Source organism: Mesoflavibacter sp. SCSIO 43206, assembly GCF_019904215.1.
Classification (GTDB): Bacteria; Bacteroidota; Bacteroidia; order Flavobacteriales; family Flavobacteriaceae; genus Mesoflavibacter; species Mesoflavibacter zeaxanthinifaciens.
Window position 1 is genome coordinate 1,797,115 of sequence record NZ_CP063201.1, and the last position, 21,259, is coordinate 1,818,373.

At 32.3% G+C, this 21,259-nt stretch carries 18 protein-coding genes; 8 read left to right on the top strand and 10 right to left on the bottom strand.

Annotated features, from left to right (window positions below; genetic code table 11):
- Window positions 1-121 precede the first annotated feature (121 nt).
- On the top strand, window positions 122-1,459 hold the full coding sequence (locus INR78_RS08280) for an aspartyl protease family protein (protein ID WP_223076150.1): 1,338 nt from the start codon (window positions 122-124) through the stop codon (window positions 1,457-1,459).
- 49 nt (window positions 1,460-1,508) lie between these two features.
- Here INR78_RS08280 and INR78_RS08285 read toward each other — a convergent pair whose 3' ends face one another.
- Entirely contained in the window at window positions 1,509-1,934 is a 426-nt protein-coding gene (locus tag INR78_RS08285) for a DUF1573 domain-containing protein (RefSeq protein ID WP_027880253.1), read from the bottom strand.
- A 184-nt stretch (window positions 1,935-2,118) separates the two neighbouring features.
- Here INR78_RS08285 and INR78_RS08290 point away from each other — a divergent pair, with 184 nt between their 5' ends.
- The 3 genes from INR78_RS08290 to INR78_RS08300 all read left to right on the top strand — a co-directional run bounded on the left by INR78_RS08290 (window position 2,119) and on the right by INR78_RS08300 (window position 6,603).
- Window positions 2,119-4,755 carry a valine--tRNA ligase gene (locus INR78_RS08290; protein ID WP_223076151.1) on the top strand — a complete coding sequence of 879 codons (2,637 nt, stop codon included), beginning with the start codon at window positions 2,119-2,121 and terminating at the stop codon, window positions 4,753-4,755.
- Between the two features lie 236 nt (window positions 4,756-4,991).
- Window positions 4,992-5,696: a hypothetical protein gene (locus INR78_RS08295; protein ID WP_223076152.1), complete on the top strand. Its 705-nt coding sequence runs from the start codon at window positions 4,992-4,994 to the stop codon at window positions 5,694-5,696.
- 94 nt (window positions 5,697-5,790) lie between these two features.
- A complete protein-coding gene (locus INR78_RS08300; RefSeq protein ID WP_223076153.1) occupies window positions 5,791-6,603 on the top strand; it encodes a DNA/RNA non-specific endonuclease in 813 nt (270 codons plus the stop codon).
- Here INR78_RS08300 and INR78_RS08305 read toward each other — a convergent pair.
- The 4 genes from INR78_RS08305 to gcvP form a co-directional block, all read right to left on the bottom strand.
- Window positions 6,600-7,448, bottom strand: coding sequence for a glycosyltransferase family 2 protein (locus tag INR78_RS08305; RefSeq protein WP_223076154.1), 849 nt, complete (start codon window positions 7,446-7,448; stop codon window positions 6,600-6,602). The genes INR78_RS08300 and INR78_RS08305 overlap by 4 nt on opposite strands.
- Before the next feature lie 7 nt (window positions 7,449-7,455).
- The gene (locus INR78_RS08310) at window positions 7,456-7,983 is read right to left on the bottom strand and encodes a methyltransferase (protein ID WP_223076155.1); all 528 of its coding nucleotides are present in this window, start codon (window positions 7,981-7,983) and stop codon (window positions 7,456-7,458) included.
- Between the two features lie 23 nt (window positions 7,984-8,006).
- The gene (locus INR78_RS08315) at window positions 8,007-9,065 is read right to left on the bottom strand and encodes a 3-oxoacyl-ACP synthase III family protein (RefSeq protein WP_223076156.1); all 1,059 of its coding nucleotides are present in this window, start codon (window positions 9,063-9,065) and stop codon (window positions 8,007-8,009) included.
- A gap of 100 nt (window positions 9,066-9,165) precedes the next feature.
- Window positions 9,166-12,015, bottom strand: a complete 2,850-nt coding sequence (gene gcvP / locus INR78_RS08320; protein WP_223076157.1) for an aminomethyl-transferring glycine dehydrogenase — start codon at window positions 12,013-12,015, stop codon at window positions 9,166-9,168.
- A gap of 174 nt (window positions 12,016-12,189) precedes the next feature.
- Here gcvP and INR78_RS08325 point away from each other — a divergent pair, with 174 nt between their 5' ends.
- Window positions 12,190-13,017, top strand: a complete 828-nt coding sequence (locus tag INR78_RS08325) for a hypothetical protein (RefSeq protein WP_223076158.1) — start codon at window positions 12,190-12,192, stop codon at window positions 13,015-13,017.
- Here the strand turns inward: INR78_RS08325 and INR78_RS08330 are convergent.
- The 5 genes from INR78_RS08330 to INR78_RS08350 form a co-directional block, all read right to left on the bottom strand.
- Entirely contained in the window at window positions 12,997-13,251 is a 255-nt protein-coding gene (locus INR78_RS08330) for a hypothetical protein (protein WP_223076159.1), read from the bottom strand. The genes INR78_RS08325 and INR78_RS08330 overlap by 21 nt on opposite strands.
- Before the next feature lie 2 nt (window positions 13,252-13,253).
- Window positions 13,254-13,805, bottom strand: a complete 552-nt coding sequence (locus tag INR78_RS08335; RefSeq protein WP_223076160.1) for a sigma-70 family RNA polymerase sigma factor — start codon at window positions 13,803-13,805, stop codon at window positions 13,254-13,256.
- A gap of 120 nt (window positions 13,806-13,925) precedes the next feature.
- Entirely contained in the window at window positions 13,926-15,956 is a 2,031-nt protein-coding gene (locus tag INR78_RS08340) for a M3 family metallopeptidase (RefSeq protein WP_223076161.1), read from the bottom strand.
- A gap of 367 nt (window positions 15,957-16,323) precedes the next feature.
- A complete protein-coding gene (purE, locus tag INR78_RS08345) occupies window positions 16,324-16,809 on the bottom strand; it encodes a 5-(carboxyamino)imidazole ribonucleotide mutase (RefSeq protein WP_223076162.1) in 486 nt (161 codons plus the stop codon).
- A gap of 1 nt (window position 16,810) precedes the next feature.
- On the bottom strand, window positions 16,811-17,965 hold the full coding sequence (locus INR78_RS08350; RefSeq protein WP_223076163.1) for a 5-(carboxyamino)imidazole ribonucleotide synthase: 1,155 nt from the start codon (window positions 17,963-17,965) through the stop codon (window positions 16,811-16,813).
- Between the two features lie 119 nt (window positions 17,966-18,084).
- Between INR78_RS08350 and INR78_RS08355 the strand changes: the two genes are divergently transcribed.
- The 3 genes from INR78_RS08355 to INR78_RS08365 all read left to right on the top strand — a co-directional run bounded on the left by INR78_RS08355 (window position 18,085) and on the right by INR78_RS08365 (window position 21,228).
- Window positions 18,085-19,200 carry an adenylate kinase gene (locus tag INR78_RS08355; RefSeq protein ID WP_106676720.1) on the top strand — a complete coding sequence of 372 codons (1,116 nt, stop codon included), beginning with the start codon at window positions 18,085-18,087 and terminating at the stop codon, window positions 19,198-19,200.
- Between the two features lie 84 nt (window positions 19,201-19,284).
- The gene (gene obgE / locus INR78_RS08360; protein WP_223076164.1) at window positions 19,285-20,280 is read left to right on the top strand and encodes a GTPase ObgE; all 996 of its coding nucleotides are present in this window, start codon (window positions 19,285-19,287) and stop codon (window positions 20,278-20,280) included.
- Window positions 20,281-20,505: 225 nt separating this feature from the next.
- Complete coding sequence (locus INR78_RS08365) at window positions 20,506-21,228, top strand: SDR family oxidoreductase (protein ID WP_223076165.1); 723 nt, start codon at window positions 20,506-20,508, stop codon at window positions 21,226-21,228.
- Window positions 21,229-21,259: the final 31 nt, after the last annotated feature.

Genomic DNA, 21,259 nt, shown 5'->3' on the forward strand with positions numbered 1-21,259 from the left:
TAATATTTGTCCTGCAAATTTGCAAAAATTATTAGAGAATAATTCAAATAATACCAACTAAAAAGTATCAAGTAATTAAAGATTTGTAAATTTAAGAGGACATATTTTTTATTATTTACTAATGCAAAGTGCTAAAATCACATTATTATTAATATTTGCGTTATTTCAAAGTCTTTATTCACAGAGTATATATAAACTTCCAGAAGGTAAAACGTCTGATAAAATTAGATTTGAATTAATAAATAATGTCATATTGATTCCTGTTGAAGTTAATGGCTTAGAATTAACGTTTTTATTGGATACAGGTGTTAGTAAACCTATAGTTTTTAATTTTTTAAAAGCTGCAGATTCTTTACAAATTTTAAATGCAGAAAAAATAAAAGTAAGAGGATTAGGTAACGGAAATGATTTAGAAGCTTTACGCTCTAGTCATAATACTTTTAAAATTGGTGAAGCAGTAAATAGCGACCAAGCTTTTTATGCCGTTTTTGATCCAGAACTAAATTTTGCGCCAAAAATAGGAATACCTATAGATGGCATTATTGGTTATGATTTTTTTAAAGATTTTATTATAGAAATTAATTATAATCGAAAGTTTATTAAAATTAAAAGACCATCAGAATACAAATTAAGAATGTGCAGAAGGTGCCAAGTATTAGATTTAAACTTAGAAAATAATAGACCCTATGTTTTGTCTTATGTAGATATTGGTGCAAATAAAAATATACCAGTTAATTTACTATTAGATTCAGGTAATAGTGATGCACTTTGGTTATTTGAAGACAAGGTTAATAATATACAACTAAAACAAAAATCATTTATAGATTATCTTGGTACGGGACTTAATGGTAGTGTTTATGGTAGGCGCTCTAAAATTAAAAAAATAACATTAGGAATGTTTGATATAGAACAACCAACAGTTGCATTTCCTGATACTTTAGCTGTTAATTTTATGAGATCTTATGAGGGTAGAAATGGCTCTTTAGGAGGAGAGATATTAAAACGGTTTAATTCTGTGTTTGATTACTCAAATTCACGGTTAATGTTAAAACCTAATAGCTATTATAAGGATAAGTTTAGTTATAATAAAAGCGGGATTTTAGTTGAAAATAGTGGCGTTAGAATGGTTATGGAACTTAATGCAAAACAAAACTCAGCGGTAAGTTATAAAGATGAAAAGTCTATAAACATTAACAGCATTATAAAACCTAATTATAAATATAATCTTAAGCTAGTTTATACTATTTATGAAGTTTTACCTAATTCTCCAGCAGAAAAAGCAGGGTTATTAAGAGGTGATGAAATCATTTACATAAATAATAGAAGTACTCAAGATATGACTTTAGAAAAACTAACAGGATATTTCTATAAAGATTCAGGAGAAGAATTAAAGTTTGTTGTGATCAGAAACGGAATAGAGCGTAAGTTTGCTATTACATTAAAATCTCCTTTAGAATAAAAAAAGCCGAAAACATTAGTTTTCGGCTTTAATAAAAATTTTATAAATGTTATTTTTCCATAACACTCTTTTCTTTTTTAGCTAACACGCTTGTCTTTGAAGGATCAATAACGTTTCCTTTAATTTTTAAAGAAACTGTTGGTGTATCTGCATTAGATAAAACAGTAATTGTTTTTCTAATTGGCATTACTCTATTTGTGTCATATTTTACCTCTATTTCACCTTTTTCACCTGGCATAATTGGTTTTTCAGGTTTTTTTGGGACTGTACATCCGCAACTAGAACTTACTTTAGATATAATTAACGGCGCGTCACCTGTATTAGTAAATTCAAAAGTTCTTAAACCATTAGCTCCTTTTTCTATTGTACCGTAGTCTATTGTAGTTTCTTTAAATTCAATTTTTGCTACTTTTTCTTGAGCATTAACTGTTAAACTAATCAAGCCAACAAATAATAATGTCATTAATTTTTTCATTGTATATAAATTTTAATGATTTGTAAATTTAATCACTTTTTACTCCTCTAGCAAAAATATTAGATGTAATACACTCAAACAAATACTTTTGAATAATTTAACGGTGCATTAATCTGCTATATAATTTCACAAAAACAGAATAATAAGTATTTTTGCCAACTATAATTCAAAAACTATTCCAAAGATGAGTATCCCATCAAAATATGATGCAAAATCCGTAGAAAATAAGTGGTATGACTACTGGATGAAACATAATTATTTTCATTCAGAACCTGACGAAAGAGAACCATACACCATAGTTATTCCGCCTCCAAACGTAACAGGAGTATTACATATGGGACATATGTTAAATAATACCATTCAAGATGTATTAATACGTCGCGCACGTTTACAAGGTAAAAACGCCTGTTGGGTACCAGGTACAGATCACGCATCTATTGCTACAGAAGCAAAAGTTGTAGCAAAATTAAAAGCACAAGGAATAGATAAAAATGATTTAACTAGAGACGAGTTTTTAAAACATGCTTGGGATTGGACGCACGAATATGGAGGAGTAATCCTTGAACAATTAAAAAAGCTAGGTTGCTCTTGCGATTGGGATCGTACTAAGTTTACTATGGATGACGATATGAGCGAAGCCGTAATTAAAGTCTTTGTAGATTTATACAATAAAGGCTTAATTTATCGCGGTTATCGTATGGTAAATTGGGATCCAGAAGCAAAAACAACACTTTCGGATGAAGAAGTTATTTACGAAGAAAAGCAAGGAAACCTATACTATTTAAAGTATAAGATTGAAGGTAGCGACGATACACTGACTATTGCTACAACACGTCCTGAAACCATTTTTGGTGATACAGCAATTTGTATTAACCCTAATGACGAGCGTTTTGTTCACTTACGTGGAAAAAAAGCAATTGTACCAATCTGCAACCGTGTAATCCCTATTATTGAAGATGACTATGTAGATTTAGAATTTGGTACAGGTTGTTTAAAAGTAACACCAGCGCATGACGAAAACGACAAGATGCTAGGAGATAAGCATAATCTTGAAGTAGTAGATATTTTTAATGAAGACGCAACTTTAAACAGCTACGGTTTACACTATGAAGGTCAAGATCGTTTTGTAGTACGTAAAGCTATAGCTAAAGAGTTAGAAGAAAATGGTGTTTTAGTTAAAACTGAAACACATATTAACAAGGTAGGTACGTCAGAACGTACCAAAGCAGTTATAGAGCCAAGGTTAAGCGACCAGTGGTTCTTAAAAATGGAAGACTTGGTAAAACCAGCAATAAAAGCGGTTTTAGGTGAAGATGCCGATATAAAACTATTCCCAAAAAAGTTCGAAAACACGTATCGTCACTGGATGGAAAACATCCGTGATTGGAATATTTCGCGTCAATTACTTTGGGGACAACAAATTCCTGCATACTATTATGGCGACGGAAAAGAAGATTTTGTAGTTGCTGAAACTATTGAAGATGCAGTAAAACTTGCTCAAGATAAAACAGGAAATTCTTCACTTAAAGCTGAAGAATTACGTCAAGAAACGGATGCTCTAGACACATGGTTCTCATCATGGTTGTGGCCAATGTCGGTTTTTGATGGTATTCGCAATCCAGAAAACAAAGAAATTAAATACTATTACCCAACAAACGACTTAGTCACTGGTCCAGATATTTTATTCTTTTGGGTAGCACGTATGATAATTGCTGGTTACGAGTATAAAGATGAAAAACCTTTTCAGAATGTATACTTAACAGGATTGGTACGTGATAAGCAACGTCGTAAAATGAGTAAATCTTTAGGAAACTCACCAGACGCATTAAAACTTATTGAAGAATACAGCGCCGATGGTGTTCGTGTTGGATTATTATTAAGTAGTGCAGCAGGAAACGATTTATTGTTTGACGAATCGTTATGCCAACAAGGAAAAGGTTTTGGTAACAAAATCTGGAATGCCTACCGTTTAGTTGATGGTTGGGAAGTGTCAGAAACAATAGAGCAACCAGAAGCAAGTAAGATTGCAATAGAATGGTACGAATCTAAATTCCAAAAAGCATTAATCGAGATTGAAGACCACTTTAGCAAATATCGTTTAAGCGATGCGTTAATGGCAATTTACAAGTTAATTTACGACGATTTTTGTGGTTGGTTACTAGAAATGGTAAAACCAGCATACCAACAACCAATAGATGCTAAAACGTATAACGCAATTATCTCAATTTTTGAAGATAACTTAAAAATTGTACATCCGTTTATGCCATTTTTAACTGAAGATTTATGGCATTACATAAAAGAACGCACGCCAGAAGAAGCTCTAATTGTAGCGAGTTGGCCAACAGCAAAACCAATAAACGAAACCTTGATTTCAGAATTTGATTTTGCTTCAGAAGTGATTTCGGGTATTCGTACCATTAGAAAGGAAAAAAACATTGCGTTTAAAGATGCGATAGGATTTTCGGTAATTAATAATGAAAAAGCATCTACTACGTTTGATGCAATTATCCAAAAAATGGGTAATCTTGAAGCGATTAAGTATGTAGATGAAGCTGTTGAAGGTGCATTAACCTTTAGAGTTAAATCTAACGAATATTTTGTGCCAATGGTTGGCGCGATAGACGTTGAAGCCGAAATTAAAAAGCTAACCGAAGAGTTAAATTATACTGAAGGTTTCTTAAAATCGGTACAGAAAAAGCTGTCAAACGAGCGTTTTGTAAATAATGCACCAGAACAAGTTGTAGCTAGTGAGAAAAAGAAAGAAGCAGATGCGTTAGCTAAGATTGAAACAATTAAAGCAAGTTTAGCTAGTATGCAATAGACTTAATAAATATAGTTTACTAAAAGCTCTAAAAAGTTATTTTTTAGAGCTTTTTTATTTGACTGATGTTTGAATATAATTTATGTATTAACATAATATTTTCAGAAAAAGTTAAAGGTTAGTTTGTTTCTGTTAATTTTCAATAAATTTTTAGGATTAGTTTATGTTTTAAAATTTCTACTACATAAAAGTTACCATTAGTTTTGGAGGTATATAAACCAAAAAAACTAAAAACTATGAAATCAATTAAATTAGTAACAACAACATTAGTAGTATCTGGTTTAGCATTTATGTCTTGTAAAAATGATTATAAGACAAAAGATACAGAAGTAGATACTGTAGAAGAACAGGTAGAAGATTTAGAAAACGAAATGGATAAATCTTCAAGCAGGAACTCAGAAAGTGATTACATCATGCAATCAGATCAAGTCATGTCTAAAGAGTATGCTATGAGTGATGGTAGAAATATTAACTACCAAACTACCGAAGCTGGAATTGTAGGTTTTGACGGATGGCAACAATTTAATATTCTAACATATGAGTTAGAAGAAATGAAAAAAGCCAATATCTACACTAAAGAACGTGTAGGAAATTTAAGAGGAGTTATAGCAACTTTAGATAATAGTATTCCAGACTGGTTAAAAACAGAAGAGGTTATGGAAGATGTTGCAGATATTCAAAAAGAATATAATGAGTTAATGATAGAAACCAATGTTTCAGAAAAAGAATATAAAGAAAACATAGAGGAAGTTTCTGAAAAGTATGCCGATTTACAAGAAGAGTTAACCGAAACTGTTGAGAAATACATGAAAGTTAATGAAAAAGCAATAGAAAAATATAACGAGCAAATTGAAAAAGGGAACATCGAAAAGGCTAATAGAAAATATAAAAGAGAGATAGAAAAACTGAATAAAATTGCAGATTACGAAGAAGAGAAATAGTATTGTCTATTTGTGTTAGTTAGAAGACCTTTTCCAAACGAAAAGGTCTTTTTTTATTTATTACTATTTTTGATTTTTTTAAATGTAGATTTAAATGACTTATAAAACCAAAGTTTCTTTACTAACAGCAATTGCTTTAATCGCATTATATTCTTATAATTTTTATTTAGACAATCAAGAAAAGAATGCTAATGTTGAAATTGGTAAAAAAGTCATAAATAATACAAATGAATATTTTTTACCAACCAGTACAACAGGTCAAATAATTCACCATAATGGTTACAGTTTAAGTTATAGCGAGCCACATGAGCAAGCAGAATGGGTTGCCTACGAGCTTAAAAAATCACACATTAGTAAAAAAGAACACAAAAGACCATACTTTGAAATTGATAACGCGGTAAAAACAGGCGCAGCACATTGGCGCAACTATAAGCAATCCGGTTACGACCGCGGTCATTTATGTCCTGCAGGAGATAGAAGATACAGTAAAGAAGCGCATGACGAAACGTTTTTAACCAGTAATATTTCACCACAAAATCACGATTTTAATGCAGGAATCTGGAATCGTTTAGAACAAAAAACACGTTATTGGGCAAAAAAATATGATGGTGTATTTGTAGTAACAGGAGGAATTTTAAAAGATAATCTTAAGACTATTGGTGAAGAAGGTGTAGCTGTGCCTAACCAGTTTTATAAGATAATATTAGATAATAATACAGGAAAAACTAAAGTAATTGCTTTTTTATTACCACATCAAGAATCTAATCAACCTCTATACAAATTTGTAACTTCAGTAGATAAAATAGAGTCTTTGACTGGCATAGATTTCTTTCATGAATTAGACGATGAAGTTGAAAATAAAATAGAAGCTTTAAGTGATTATAAAATTTGGAGCTTAAGAGATTAAAAAAGTTTTTCTTTAATGCCTTTCCAGCGTAAGTTTCTAATAAATTTACCTTGATCTTTAGTAATTAAACGTTCAGGTTTATTAAAAGTAGCTTTTAAATAGCCAACTAGATAATTATAAAAGTAAGGACAACTTTTTTTCTTTAAACTCATTTTTACAGCTGTCAAAAGCGTAAGTGTAATTCCATATCGCATTTTGTACATAGCTTCACCTTGTAGGTGTTTTGCAGCTTTATTGTAACTTGCGCCAGTCGGTTTTAAGTGTTTAACATGAAGATTATCATCTAAAACTAATTTGTAACCAAAATACTTTGCTAATAACTCATCGATAGTATCCCAACCCATAGATGTTTTTAGCTGTCCAATAGCTTCAAAACAGGATTTTGTATATGTTTTTAAAGCGCCTCTTATATGATCTTTACCAGTAATAGACTCTAAAACCCATTGGTTATTTTTTTCGACATAACAATATCCGGCAACCATTCCTATAGTTTCATCTTTATTAAAATGAAATGCTAACTGTTCTAAATAATTAAGCGGAAAAATTAAATCGGCATCAAACTTACAAATCACATCATAATCTTTGTTTGCAATAGCATAACCTTTATAAAAAGCATTAATTATTTTTGTGCCAGGTAAATGTTGATTTGATGAGGTGTTATTAACTAGTTTTATAAAGTTGAATTGTTGCTGAAAATCTTCAACAATCTCTTTAGTTTTATCTGTAGAATTATCATTAACCACAACAATTTCCTGCGGAAGTAAGGATTGTTTAACCAAAGAATCTAACGTTAATCCAATAGAATCTTCTTCGTTATGCGCTGGTATGATAATGCAGAATTTCATTTTTAAATTATTTTGAAATTCGTTCAGCATAAACAATATAATATCTTGGTGTAAACCATCTTAAAATTGGTCTAATGCCTAGTTTTTTGGTTGGATTAGTCCATTTTTGACGGTCAATAATTTTCCAACCAGTTTTTTCTAGTAACCAGTCTAATTGCCAATCTTCAAACTCATGATAATGTCTGTCCCACATATCGGTTTTACTTCTGTAAGCAGAAGAAAACCATAAGCGCAATGGTACGCTAATTACTAATTTATTGGCTTTTATACTTTTTAAAACGGTAAAAGGCGAGAGTAGATGTTCAAAAATTTCAAAAGCTGTGACTACGGTAGCATCGGAATTTTCTATAGTTGAAGTATCTATATCTAAATCTTCTCCTTTAGTATTTTTAACAGAAAATCCGTTACCCTTTAGTATTTTGGTAAACGGATTTTCTACACCTAAATCCAAAATGGTTTCGGATTTAGAAATATGTTTTTCTAAAAATTGAAACGTAAGCTTATATCTTTTATGCGGAAATGTGTTTTCGTACATTAGTTATTTTCCGCAACAGCGGATTAGTATTTATAAACAATAGCGTTTATGTGCATTCCTGCACCAACGCTAGCAAATATAATAACATCTCCTTTTTCTATATGCTGATTTTCTAATTTATTATTTCTAATTAAGTCAAAAAGTGTTGGTACTGTTGCAACCGAACTGTTGCCAAGTTTATGAATACTCATTGGCATAATGCCTTTTGGAACTGGAGTTTTGTAAAGTCTGTAAAAACGTTTTATGATAGCTTCGTCCATTTTTTCATTAGCTTGATGGATCAATATCTTTTTAACGTCTTTTATATCTACACCACTTTCGTCTAAGCATTCTTTCATAGCTAGTGGTACGTTTGTTAATGCAAATTCGTAAATTTTACGACCATGCATTTTTATGTACCTAGTGTCTTTATCTAATTCTGGATTGTTAGAATTTCCGAAGAATAAATAATAGGCTTCATCGTATGTGAAGCTGGCGGTATTGTGTGCTAAAATTCCACCTTCTTCATCTGTAGCTTCAATAATTGTTGCGCCAGCGCCATCACTGTAAATCATGCTATCACGATCGTGTTTATCTACCACTCTAGATAATGTTTCGGCACCAATTACTAAACATTTTTTTGCCATTCCAGCTTTTATAAATGCTTGTGCTTGGATTGTACCTTCAATCCAACCAGGACAACCAAATAATATGTCATAAGCAACACATTTAGGGTTTTTAATGCGAAGTTTATGTTTTACTCTGGTTGCTAAACAAGGTAAAATATCACTTTGGATCGCATCTTTTTTAACGTCTCCAAAGTTGTGTGCTACGATAATGTAATCTATATCTTCCCTATCAATTTTAGCGTCTTCTATAGCTTTTTCTGCAGCAAGAAAACCTAAATCGGAAGCTATTAACTTATCGTCTGCGTAGCGTCTTTCAACAATACCTGTAATTGCTTTAAATTTTTCAACAATAACTTCGTTCGGGGAGTTGATTTGGGAACCGTCTACATTTAAAAACTCATGTTGATGAAAGTCTTCGTTCTTTTCAATATTTTCTGGAATATAACTTCCAGTTCCGGTAATTTTTATAGTCATAAAAAAAATCTGCCTTTTTATTTTTTACTAATATACAAATATACTAGCTACTAAATAAAAAGACAGATTTGAATTTATATTATACGATGCCCAAAAGCTATTATGCTTCCATATATTCTTCTATTGGCGCACAAGTACAGATTAAATTACGATCTCCATAAGCATCATTTACACGACGTACAGAAGGCCAAAATTTATTTTCTTTAACATACTCTAAAGGATATGCTGCTTTTTCACGAGAGTATGGTAGTAACCATTCGTCACTTGTTAGCATATCTAAAGTATGAGGTGCATTTTTTAGCGGGTTATTTTCGTCTTCTTTAGTTACAGCATCAATTTCTTTTCTAATAGAAATCATGGCGTCACAAAAACGATCCATTTCGGCTTTACTTTCACTTTCTGTTGGTTCAATCATCATTGTTCCTGCAACAGGGAATGATACAGTAGGCGAGTGGAAACCGTAATCCATTAAACGTTTTGCGATATCTGTTACTTCTATACCGTTAGCTTTAAATGGTCTACAGTCTATAATCATTTCGTGAGCTGCGCGACCTCTTTCGCCAGAATATAAAGTTTCAAAAGCACCTTGTAAACGGTGTTTGATATAATTAGCGTTTAAGATAGCTATTTCTGTAGATGCTCTTAGTCCTTCAGCACCTAACATTTTAATATATCCATAAGAAATTAAACATACTAAAGAACTTCCAAAAGGAGCTGCAGATATTGCTGTAATAGCATTATCGCCACCAGTTTTTATTATTGGATTGCCAGGTAAAAACGGAGCTAATTGCTTAGCTACACAAATTGGACCAACACCAGGTCCGCCACCACCATGAGGAATAGCAAACGTTTTATGTAAGTTTAAGTGACAAACATCTGCACCAATGTTACCAGGGTTTGTTAATCCTACTTGTGCATTCATGTTTGCGCCATCCATATATACTTGTCCGCCGTTATCATGGATGATTTTTGTAATATCTTTAATTGCTGACTCATATACACCATGAGTTGATGGGTAAGTAACCATTAAAGCAGAAAGGTTTTCTGCGTGTAATTCGGCTTTTTCACGTAAATCTTCTACATCAATATTTCCGTTATCGTCTGCTTTTGTCACGACTACTTTCATACCTGCCATTACCGCACTTGCAGGGTTTGTTCCGTGTGCAGAACTAGGAATTAAACAGATGTTACGGTGATGATCGCCACGAGATTCATGATAGGCTTTAATTACCATTAATCCTGCATATTCACCTTGTGCACCAGAATTTGGTTGTAACGATGTTGCTGCAAAACCAGTAATTTCTGTTAATTGATCCTCTAAAGCTTTTAATACTTTTTGATAACCTTCAGTTTGATCTATTGGAGCAAATGGGTGAATGCTTCCCCAATTGGTTTGACTTAGAGGTAGCATTTCTGAAGCTGCATTTAACTTCATTGTACAAGATCCTAAAGAAATCATAGAATGGTTTAATGCCAAATCTTTGCGCTCTAACTTTTTGATGTAACGCATTAATTCGGTTTCAGAATGGTAGCTGTTAAATACTTCAAGCGTTAAAAAGTCGCTTGTTCTGTTTAAGTCATTATCTATATTATTTGTGTCAGCTAATTCAGTTATTTCTATTGCTTTTTTGTTTTCCGCTTCAGCGAAAATTTTAACAATTTCATTTAAATCAGAAATTGAAGTTGTTTCGTTAATAGAAATTAAAACGGTGTTATCATCTTGATAGTAGAAGTTAACTTCATTGTTTTCTGCTACTTCTTTTACTTTAGCAGCATTAGCTTTGACTTGTAAAGTGTCAAAGAAAGATGTGTTTGTTTGTTCTAATCCCATTTTTGAAAGGGTAGACGCTAAGGTAGAAGCACTATTATGAACTTTATTTGCTATAAACGTTAAGCCTTTTGGACCATGGTAAACAGCATACATACCTGCCATTACCGCTAGTAAAACTTGTGCTGTGCAAATGTTAGATGTTGCTCTATCACGCTTAATGTGCTGCTCTCTTGTTTGAAGCGCCATACGTAATGCACGGTTGTCGTTAGCGTCTTTGGTAACGCCTATAATACGACCAGGAATATCACGTTTATAAGCTTCTTTTGTTGCAAAATAAGCTGCATGAGGACCACCATAACCCATTGGTATACCAAAACGTTGTGTTGTACCAACAACAACATCGGCACCAAATTGTCCTGGAGCTTCAAGCTTAATTAAGCTTAAAATATCTGCTGCTACTGCAACTTTTATATTGTTTTCATTTGCTTTTGCAATGAATGTTTTAATGTCTGTAATTTGTCCGTTTTTACCAGGATACTGAACAATAGCACCGAAGTATTCTGAAGAAAAATCAAATGTGTTTTCGTCACCGATTACTAAATCAATTCCAATAGGAAGCGCACGTGTCTTTAAAACAGAAATAGTTTGAGGTAAAACAGCATCTGAAACAAAAAACTTATTGACGTTGTCTTTTTTCTGTGCTCTTTCTCTAACAGCAAATAAAAGACTCATAGCTTCTGCAGCAGCAGTACTTTCGTCAAGAAGTGATGCGTTTGCAAGTTCCATACCCGTAAGATCTGTAATCATGGTTTGGAAATTTAATAAAGCCTCTAAACGACCTTGTGCAATCTCTGCTTGGTAAGGTGTGTAAGCAGTATACCAACCTGGATTTTCTAAAATATTACGCTGTATAACAGCTGGTAAAATTGTTGGATGATAGCCTAAACCAATGTAAGTCTTGTACGTTTTGTTAAGTTTAGATAAATTATTAATGTGAGTAGAATACTCATATTCCGTCATAGCTTCATCTAAATCTAAATCTTTTTCAAGACGAATGTTAGAAGGAATAGTTTCGTAAATTAGTTGTTCAATACTTTCTGCACCTATTGTTTGTAACATTTCTTTAATGTCATTTTCTCTTGGACCAATATGGCGCAAAGCAAAAGCGTTTGTGTTCATTAGTGTTGTGTTGTTAGGCTCTCATTTTCATGAGAATGACAAATTAATTTAGCGTTTTAAAACGCATTTTTATGCGATTGCAAAATTAATGAAATCTTATAGCATTTTTTAGTTAAAACTTGAAAGTTTTTAACCATTTAATAGCTTTATTAACAGATTGATTATTTTTGTTTAATGAAGATAGTCAAACAGCTTTTAGATTTTTATATAAATAGTAGTATACACGTTGCTTTATCTGTGTATGCTTTAAGCTGGATTACACTTCTAATTTTTGATTTATCTTATGATGAAAATATCCTGTATTTTAATTTTTATGCGACAATTACAGGCTACAATTTTGTGAAATATTTTGGGATTGCAAAATGGCACCATCGTAGTTTGGCAAGATGGCTAAAAGTGATTCAAGTATTTTCTTTTTTTAGTTTTATGTTAATGGTTTTTTATGCCTTTAAGTTAGAAACTAAAGTACTATTTATTCTAGCAGTATTAGGCGTAGTTACTTTTTTATATGCTATCCCTTTTTTACCTAAACGAATGTATTTAGACGAGCAACAAAATTTAAGACAAATTAGCGGATTAAAAGTGCATATTATAGCAGCAGTTTGGGCGTTTACAACAGTTGTTTTACCAATACTGAATAACCACCAAGAATTAACAACTAAAGTCTGGATTACTGTATTACAAAATTTTGTTTTTGTATTGGCTTTAATGGTTCCTTTTGAAATAAGAGATCTTAAATTTGATAGTATAAAATTGGCTACGATTCCGCAGCAAATTGGTGTAAAAAAGACCAAAATACTTGGTGTTTTGTTGCTTTTAATTTTTTTAGGGTTGAATGTTTTTAAAGAAGAAATCATAACTCACTTTCTTTACAAAGAAGTAATTATGACTTTTATTTTAATGCTATTTATTTTGTTTTCTTCTAAAAATCGAAATAAATATTATACCTCTTTTTGGGTAGAAGCATTGCCTATTTTTTGGCTAATGTTGATGCTTTTTTAATTCTTTTTCAAAAGCTTTTTTAAGTTGTTCTTTTTCTTCAGAAGATAAAAATTGAAGTGAAATATTTTTTAATAGGGAAGTTAATTTTTTATTGGTAGCTGAGTGTTTTCTGCAAGCAGAACAATAAAATAAATGAATATTTAGCTTTATTTTTTCGGTGATCGAAGCTTCTTCATATTGATGTTTATCACAAACATGACCTGCTTCTTCGCATTTAATAAAAAATAATCCCATAATTAAAACCAATTTTTTTCAAGGCAAATTGCAAGAGCAACTCTAGCTCTGTGAACAATTACCCATAGGTTAGACGCTGTAATATTTAATTCCTTACTAATGGTTTCGGTTTCTTGGTTTAAGATGGTTTTCTTTTTAAAAACTTCGGCTTGTTTTTTAGGAAGTTTAGATAAACAATTTTGAATTGCTTCGGCTAACTCTTCGTTTTCAATCGTATCTTCAGCAGTTTTATCAAAAGGATCAGCAATTTGTTGTTCTAGCCAGTCACCTTCAAGATCGCTATCGTTGTAATTAATTCTAACTTCGGCTTTACCTTTGTTAGAATTAATCTTACGATAATAATCAATAATTTTTCGTTTTAAAATAGAAATAAGCCAAGTACGTTCTGAAGCTTGACCTTTAAAGTTTTTCATAGCGTTTAACCCAGCCAAAAAAGTTTCGGACACTAAATCTTGAGCAATAACACGATCATTTACACGCGTTATTGTGTAATTAAATAGGTAGTCACTATAAAGATCAACCCAATTGTTAGGATTTAAAGTGTGTTTTGGCATTAGTTGGTTTTTTCTTTTTCTATTTTCAAAAGTAACTAAAATACAAAAGATTTTAGCTAATTTAACAATATGCTAAGAGTTTAAAAAGTAAGCGGAAATTAAATATTTTCCGCTTTTTCATTACTTAATCAATCCAGCACGTTTTAATAAAGCTTCTGGTTTTGGGTCTTGACCTCTAAAGCGTTTGTATAAAATTAGTGGGTTTTCAGTACCGCCTTTTGTAAGTACATTGTCTTTAAATTTTAAAGCAATATCACGATTAAAAATGCCGTTTTGTTTAAAATAATCAAATGCATCTGCATCTAAAACTTCAGCCCATTTGTAACTGTAATATCCAGAAGAATAACCACCTTGAAAAATATGAGAAAATGCTGTGCTCATACAATTTTCTTCTACATCAGGATATAATTGCGTTTCTTTAAAAGCTTCGTTTTCGTGTGCTTTTACATCTGTAACTTCGGTCGGGTTAATACCGTGCCAATGCATGTCTAATAAGCCAAAACTTATTTGACGTAAGGTTTGCATACCTTCATTAAAAGTAGCACTTTCTTTAATTTTTTCTACTAAATCCATTGGGATAAGTTCTCCGGTTTCGTAGTGAGTTGCAAATAATTCTAACGCTTCTTTTTCGTAACACCAATTTTCTAACACTTGACTTGGTAATTCTACAAAATCCCAATATACGCTTGTACCTGAAAGACTAGGGTAAGTGGTGTTTGCTAGCATACCGTGTAATGCATGACCAAACTCGTGAAACAACGTGGTAACTTCATTAAAAGTTAGTAAGGACGGTTTTGTTTTAGTAGGTTTAGTAAAGTTGCAAACAATAGATACATGTGGTCTTTCATTAAAGTCGTTTTGGACATATTGAGGTTTGTAAGACGTCATCCAAGCACCATTACGTTTTCCTGCACGAGGGAAAAAGTCTGCGTAAAAGATTGAAACTAAGTTATCATCTTCATCTAAAACCTCGTAAGTCAATACATCAGGATGATACTTGTCAATGGTATCTATTTCTTTAAAAGTTAATCCAAATAATTTATTGGCTACTTTAAAAGCACCATCAATAACGTTCTCTAATTTGAAGTATGGTTTAAGTTTTTCGTCATCTAAATTGAAAAGCTTTTGTTTTAGTTTTTCACTGTAATAAGCACCATCCCATTTTTCAAGGTGATCTATATCATCTATTTCTTTTGCAAAGTCCTGAAGGTAAGCAAACTCACGTTCTGCAGCAGGTTTTGCTTTGTTTAATAAGTCGTTTAAAAAGTTTTCTACTTTTGCTGGTGTTTCTGCCATACGCTCTTCTAAAACAAAATGTGCATGTGTTTTATAGCCTAATAAATTAGCGCGTTGGTATCTTAGTTTGGCAATTTCTAAAACATTATTTTGATTGTCTAATTTGTTGTTATTAAATCCTTTACTTCCAAAAGCAATCGACAGTTTTTTGCGTAATGCTCTGTTTTTTGCATAGGTCATAAAAGGAATGTAGCTTGGGTAGTCTAAAGTGATTAACCAACCATCTTTACCTTTACTTTCGGCTAATTGTTGTGCTGCTTCAATTGCGCCTTCTGGTAAACCGTCTAAATCTTCTTTATTGGTAATATGCATTTCAAAAGCATTAGTTTCTGCTAATACATTTTCACCAAATTTTAATTTAAGCGATGCTAATTTTTTATCAATAGCTCTTAACTGTTCTTTTTTGTCTTCAGTTAGATTGGCACCATTTCTAGCAAAGCTTTTATATTTTTTGTCAAGCAAAGTTTTTTGTTCTTCGGTAAGATCTAGCTGCTCTTTTTGATTGTAAACTTCCTTGATGCGAGCAAAGAGTTTTTCATTTAAAGTTATATCGTTGCTAAACTCTGATAAAAGAGGAGAAATGTCTTGAGCTATCTTTTGAATCTCTTCATTTGTTTCTGCAGAATTTAAATTGAAGAATATACTCGTAACTCTATCTAATTGTTGACCAGCATATTCTAAAGCTTCTATTGTGTTTTTGAATGTAGGAATATTCTTAGACTCTGCTATAGCCTTTATTTCAGTTTTTGTTTCTTTTATTAACGTTTCTATTGCAGGTTTAAAATGTTCATTTTTAATGGCTTGAAACGGTGCCGAATTGTATTTTGTGTTAAATTTATTAAGAAGTACATTCATTACGAAAACGTTTTAGGTGAAATTTTTATTAAAAAAATAACTTTTTTTTTAAATGATACAGTTTTGTTCTTATCTTTGACTCGATTTTTTCCCGTGAGCTGGTTACTCACATAAAAATTATTGATTAATAGCGATAAAAAGCCTCAAATTAATTTTTGAGGCTTTTTTTCTGTCTTATACTCAGTAGGTTTGTTTTTGAACGATAAAAAACGCATTTTATCTAAAAACAAAATAATTTTTGCCTCAATTCTTTCATTTCCAACAAAACTAAGACCTTTGACCTAAGTTTTTTTGATGTGAGTATAACTCATATAGAAAGATTAATAGCGATGTAAAGCCTTGACTTCCTGTCAAGGCTTTTTTTATGCTATTTTTTTATGTCTTTTGCGGCTTGTTCTACTTTTAATTTTAAGCCTTCTTTGTAAGTAATTATTTTATCTAGAACACATTTATCTGTTGCGCCTATAATTTGTGCTGCTAATATTCCAGCATTTTTAGCACCATTTAATGCTACGGTAGCAACTGGTACGCCGCCAGGCATTTGTAAAATTGATAATACTGAGTCCCAACCATCTATAGAGTTGCTGCTTTTTACAGGTACGCCAATTACCGGTAACGGGCTCATGGATGCAACCATGCCAGGTAAATGCGCTGCTCCGCCAGCACCTGCAATTATTACATTAATACCTCTTTTGTGTGCATTATTGCTAAAATCGAATAATTTTTCTGGTGTACGATGTGCAGAAACAATATCTACTTCTATTTCTATATCAAAACCTTTTAAAATATCAATAGCGTCTTGCATTACTGGCATATCGCTATTACTTCCCATTACTATGGCAACTTTACTCATCTTATTCGCTTATTACTTGTATTGTGTTTTTTACTTTTTCGGCAATTTGTCTTGCCTTGCTTAAATCTTCATTAACTATGGTTACGTGTCCCATTTTTCTAAACGGGCGCGTTTGTTTCTTACCATAAATATGTGGTGTAACACCTTCAAGATTCATTATATTTTCTATGTTTTTGTATAAAACATTTCCAGTATGTCCTTCTGCACCAACAAGATTTACCATAATACCGCCAACTTTACTTTTAGTTTCACCTAAAGGTAAATCTAAAATGGCACGTAAATGTTGTTCAAACTGACTAGTAAAACTAGCTTCTATGGTTTGATGTCCAGAGTTATGTGGTCTTGGCGCAACTTCATTTATTAAAATTTGGTCGTCTTGTGTTTGAAACATTTCTACTGCTAATAACCCAACATGGTTAAAAGCTTCAGCTGTTTTTAAAGCAACGTCTTGAGCTTTTTTTGCGACGTCATCATTAATACGTGCAGGACATATTACATATTCTACTTGGTTGGCTTCAGGATGAAATTCCATTTCAACAACGGGATACGTTTTAATGTCTCCTGAAACGTTTCTTGCCACAATTACAGCAAGTTCGTTTTTAAAAGGTATCATCTCTTCTGCAATGCATTCACCAGCAGGTAAACCTTCTAAATCACTTAATTGTCTTACAATTTTTACTCCATTACCATCGTATCCAAATCTAGCAGCTTTCCAAACAAAAGGTAATTCTAAACCACCATTTTTAATAGCATCTTCTATTTCAGATAAATAAGCAAATCTGCTAAAAGGTGCTGTTGGTAAGTTATGGTCTACGTAAAATAGTTTTTGATTGGCTTTGTTTTGTATTTGACGCAAAGTTTTTGAAGACGGATATACTTTTATGTTTTCGTTTTCTAGTTGTTCTAAAGCGTCTACATTTACATTTTCAATTTCGATAGTTAGTACATCAACTTGTTTTCCAAAGTTGTAAACCGTATCAAAATCTAACAAATCGCCTTTTACAAATTTATCACAAGCAATTTTACTTGGTGCTTGATCACTATTATCTAAAACAAAAGTTTGAATATCAAATTTTCGGGTATTGTAAAGTAGCATTTTACCAAGTTGTCCGCCACCAAGAATACCTAATTTAAAGTTTGAAGAAAAATAATTCATTTTTAATATTAGTTGTGTGCAACAAAAATACATTTTAAATGTAAAATAGCCTTTAAAAATCTAAATCAAATATCGTTAAGCTGCTACAAATCCTTATATTTGCTTTTTAATTTTTTACAATGAAAACTATAAAGCTTCACGACAAAGAATTTAAACCTTTTATTTCTGAACAACAAATAGATGCTGCTGTAACAAAAATGGCACAAGATGTTGCAAATGACTTAGGAGACGAAGTACCTGTTTTTATAGGGATATTAAACGGATCGTTTATGTTAGTAAGTGATTTTGTGAAAAAATACCCAAAACCTTGTGAAGTTACCTTTATAAAATTAGCGTCTTATGAAGGCGTTAAATCTACAGAAGATATTCAAAGGTTAATTGGTTTAACCCAAGACTTAACAGGAAGAACTGTAGTTATTTTAGAAGACATAATAGATACAGGTAATACATTACATGAAATTCATCGTATTTTTAAAAACGAAAATGTAAAGCAACTAGTTATTGCTACACTGTTTTACAAACCAGAAGCTTATAAAAAAGACTTTAAACTTCATTATGTTGGTATAGAAATACCTAACAAATTTATTGTAGGATATGGATTAGACTATGATGGGTTAGGTAGAGATTTGCCAGCAGTATATCAACTAAAAACAACACAACACATGACTAATTTAGTATTATTTGGTCCTCCAGGAGCAGGTAAAGGCACACAAGCAAACTTTTTAAAAGAAAAATATAACTTAGTACATATTTCTACTGGCGATGTATTTAGATTTAATATCAAAAACGAAACAGCATTAGGTATGTTGGCTAAGTCATACATGGATAAAGGCGAGCTTGTACCAGACCAAGTAACTATTGACATGCTAAATGCAGAAGTTGAAAAAAATGCAGACGCTAACGGATTTATATTTGATGGTTTTCCGCGTACTAACGCACAAGCAGAAGCTTTAGATAAATTAATGGATACTAAAGATTCTCAAATTAATGCAATGATCGCTTTAGAAGTAGACGACGAAGTTTTAGTACAACGTCTTTTAGAACGTGGTAAATCTAGTGGTAGAGCAGATGATGCTGACGAATCTATTATTAGAAATAGAATTAAAGAATATTACAACAAAACCGCTATCTTAAAAGATTACTACTCAGCTCAAGATAAATATTTTGGAGTAGATGGTGTTGGTAGTATCGAAGAGATTACAGAACGTCTTTGTACTGTAATCGATAAACTTTAAAATGAGTTTATTCGTTTGGAGATTAATTTGAAATAATTAAAACCTTCATAAACGAATTCATAAATTCACAAATAAGATAAATAAATGACCGAAGGTAACTTTGTAGATTACGTAAAAATGCATGTCTCTTCAGGAAAAGGAGGGAAAGGATCTGCGCATCTTAACCGCGAAAAATATAACGCAAAAGGTGGACCAGATGGAGGCGATGGTGGACGTGGCGGACACGTAATTATTAGAGGTAACGAAAACCTTTGGACGTTACTACATTTAAAGTTTCAACGCCATATCCGTGCAGGTCATGGTGGCGATGGTAGTAGTAATCGTAGTACAGGATCAGATGGAGAAGATTACATTATCGAAGTGCCATTAGGAACTGTAATTAGAGATACAGAAACTAACGATATTCTTTTTGAAATCACCGAACAAGGTGAAGAAAAAATTGTTGCCGAAGGTGGAAAAGGTGGTTTAGGAAACTGGCACTTTAAAAGCAGTACCAACCAAACACCACGTTACGCGCAACCAGGAATTCCGTTAGAAGAAAAAGACATAACATTAGAACTTAAAGTTTTAGCAGATGTAGGTTTAGTAGGTTTTCCTAACGCAGGAAAATCTACTTTACTATCTGTAATGACCGCTGCAAAACCAAAAATTGCAGATTACGAGTTTACAACTTTAAAGCCAAATCTAGGTATCGTAAAATATCGCGATTATCAAACTTTTGTGATGGCAGATATACCAGGAATTATAGAAGGAGCTGCCGAAGGTAAAGGCTTAGGCTATTATTTCTTGCGTCACATAGAGCGTAATTCGGTATTACTGTTTTTAATTCCAGCTGATGCGCCAGATATTAACAAACAGTACGAAATTTTGTTAGACGAGCTTAGACGTTATAATCCAGAAATGTTGGATAAAGACCGTATGATAGCCATCTCAAAATGTGATATGTTGGATGACGAGCTTAAAGCCGAACTAAAGCAAGAGTTAGATCAATCCTTGCCAATTCCATATCAATTTATCTCAAGTGTTGCTCAACAAGGCATAACAACGCTTAAAGATAAATTATGGGACATGCTTAATTAATTTTATTTTGGCGTTACCCTAAAGGGTCAGGCTTTCATTACTCGCTTCCCAACTAAAAAGTTGGGAGAGCTCAAACATGCCATTCAATCCTTAACGCAGGTATATTTGCAGTCTTAGTATTCAAGTCAGAGATCATTTCAATTTTATAAATATCCTAACATTTTAAAATTCGACTTGCGTTGTAGGTTTTGTAACTTTGGGTTTCAACCAAAAAAATAAAATTCTATGAGCAATTTAAATAATAAAGTCGCCTTAATAACAGGCGGATCAAAAGGAATTGGGTATGGTATAGCCTATGCATTAATGCAACAAGGTGTTAACGTTGCTATAACCAGTAGAAGTGCAGAATCTGCTCAAAAAGCAGCAGGACAACTAAACGCAGATGTGTCTTCTGCAAAAGCAATCGGACTAGAAGCAGATGTTAGAGAATTAAAAAGTCAGCAAGACGCAGTTAAGACAACTGTAGATACCTTTGGACAGTTAGATATTGTTATTGCTAATGCAGGATTAGGACATTTTGGTAGCATAGAAGATTTAACTTCACAACAATGGAACGAAGTTATTGATACCAATTTAACTGGCGTTTTTAATTCGATTAAAGCAAGTGTAGATGCACTTAAAGAAACTAAAGGGTATTACATTACTATTTCAAGTTTAGCAGGAACTAACTTTTTTGCTGGCGGATCTGCTTACAACGCTAGTAAATTTGGTGTTACAGGATTTACCCAAGCGGTGATGTTAGATTTGCGTAAATACGGCATAAAGGTTAGTACTATTATGCCAGGATCTGTTTCGACTTACTTTAATGGTAACGAGCCAAGTGATGAAGGCGCATGGAAAATTCAAATTGAAGATATTGGCGAGTTAGTGGTTGATTTATTAAAAATGCATCCACGTACATTACCAAGTAAAATTGAAGTACGACCAACAACGCCGCCAAGTAAATAACTATAGATACAAAAAAGGCTTCCAAATTTGG

Coding starts and splice junctions, on each gene's coding strand:
- INR78_RS08280 (WP_223076150.1), top strand. CDS start 122: ATGCAAAGTGCTAAAATCACATTATTATTAATATTTGCGTTATTTCAA.
- INR78_RS08300 (WP_223076153.1), top strand. CDS start 5,791: ATGACTTATAAAACCAAAGTTTCTTTACTAACAGCAATTGCTTTAATC.
- INR78_RS08355 (WP_106676720.1), top strand. CDS start 18,085: ATGAAAACTATAAAGCTTCACGACAAAGAATTTAAACCTTTTATTTCT.
- purE (WP_223076162.1), bottom strand. CDS start 16,809: ATGAGTAAAGTTGCCATAGTAATGGGAAGTAATAGCGATATGCCAGTA.
- obgE (WP_223076164.1), top strand. CDS start 19,285: ATGACCGAAGGTAACTTTGTAGATTACGTAAAAATGCATGTCTCTTCA.
- INR78_RS08305 (WP_223076154.1), bottom strand. CDS start 7,448: ATGAAATTCTGCATTATCATACCAGCGCATAACGAAGAAGATTCTATT.
- INR78_RS08325 (WP_223076158.1), top strand. CDS start 12,190: ATGAAGATAGTCAAACAGCTTTTAGATTTTTATATAAATAGTAGTATA.
- INR78_RS08340 (WP_223076161.1), bottom strand. CDS start 15,956: ATGAATGTACTTCTTAATAAATTTAACACAAAATACAATTCGGCACCG.
- INR78_RS08365 (WP_223076165.1), top strand. CDS start 20,506: ATGAGCAATTTAAATAATAAAGTCGCCTTAATAACAGGCGGATCAAAA.
- INR78_RS08315 (WP_223076156.1), bottom strand. CDS start 9,065: ATGACTATAAAAATTACCGGAACTGGAAGTTATATTCCAGAAAATATT.
- INR78_RS08310 (WP_223076155.1), bottom strand. CDS start 7,983: ATGTACGAAAACACATTTCCGCATAAAAGATATAAGCTTACGTTTCAA.
- INR78_RS08330 (WP_223076159.1), bottom strand. CDS start 13,251: ATGGGATTATTTTTTATTAAATGCGAAGAAGCAGGTCATGTTTGTGAT.
- INR78_RS08335 (WP_223076160.1), bottom strand. CDS start 13,805: ATGCCAAAACACACTTTAAATCCTAACAATTGGGTTGATCTTTATAGT.
- INR78_RS08295 (WP_223076152.1), top strand. CDS start 4,992: ATGAAATCAATTAAATTAGTAACAACAACATTAGTAGTATCTGGTTTA.
- INR78_RS08285 (WP_027880253.1), bottom strand. CDS start 1,934: ATGAAAAAATTAATGACATTATTATTTGTTGGCTTGATTAGTTTAACA.
- INR78_RS08350 (WP_223076163.1), bottom strand. CDS start 17,965: ATGAATTATTTTTCTTCAAACTTTAAATTAGGTATTCTTGGTGGCGGA.
- gcvP (WP_223076157.1), bottom strand. CDS start 12,015: ATGAACACAAACGCTTTTGCTTTGCGCCATATTGGTCCAAGAGAAAAT.
- INR78_RS08290 (WP_223076151.1), top strand. CDS start 2,119: ATGAGTATCCCATCAAAATATGATGCAAAATCCGTAGAAAATAAGTGG.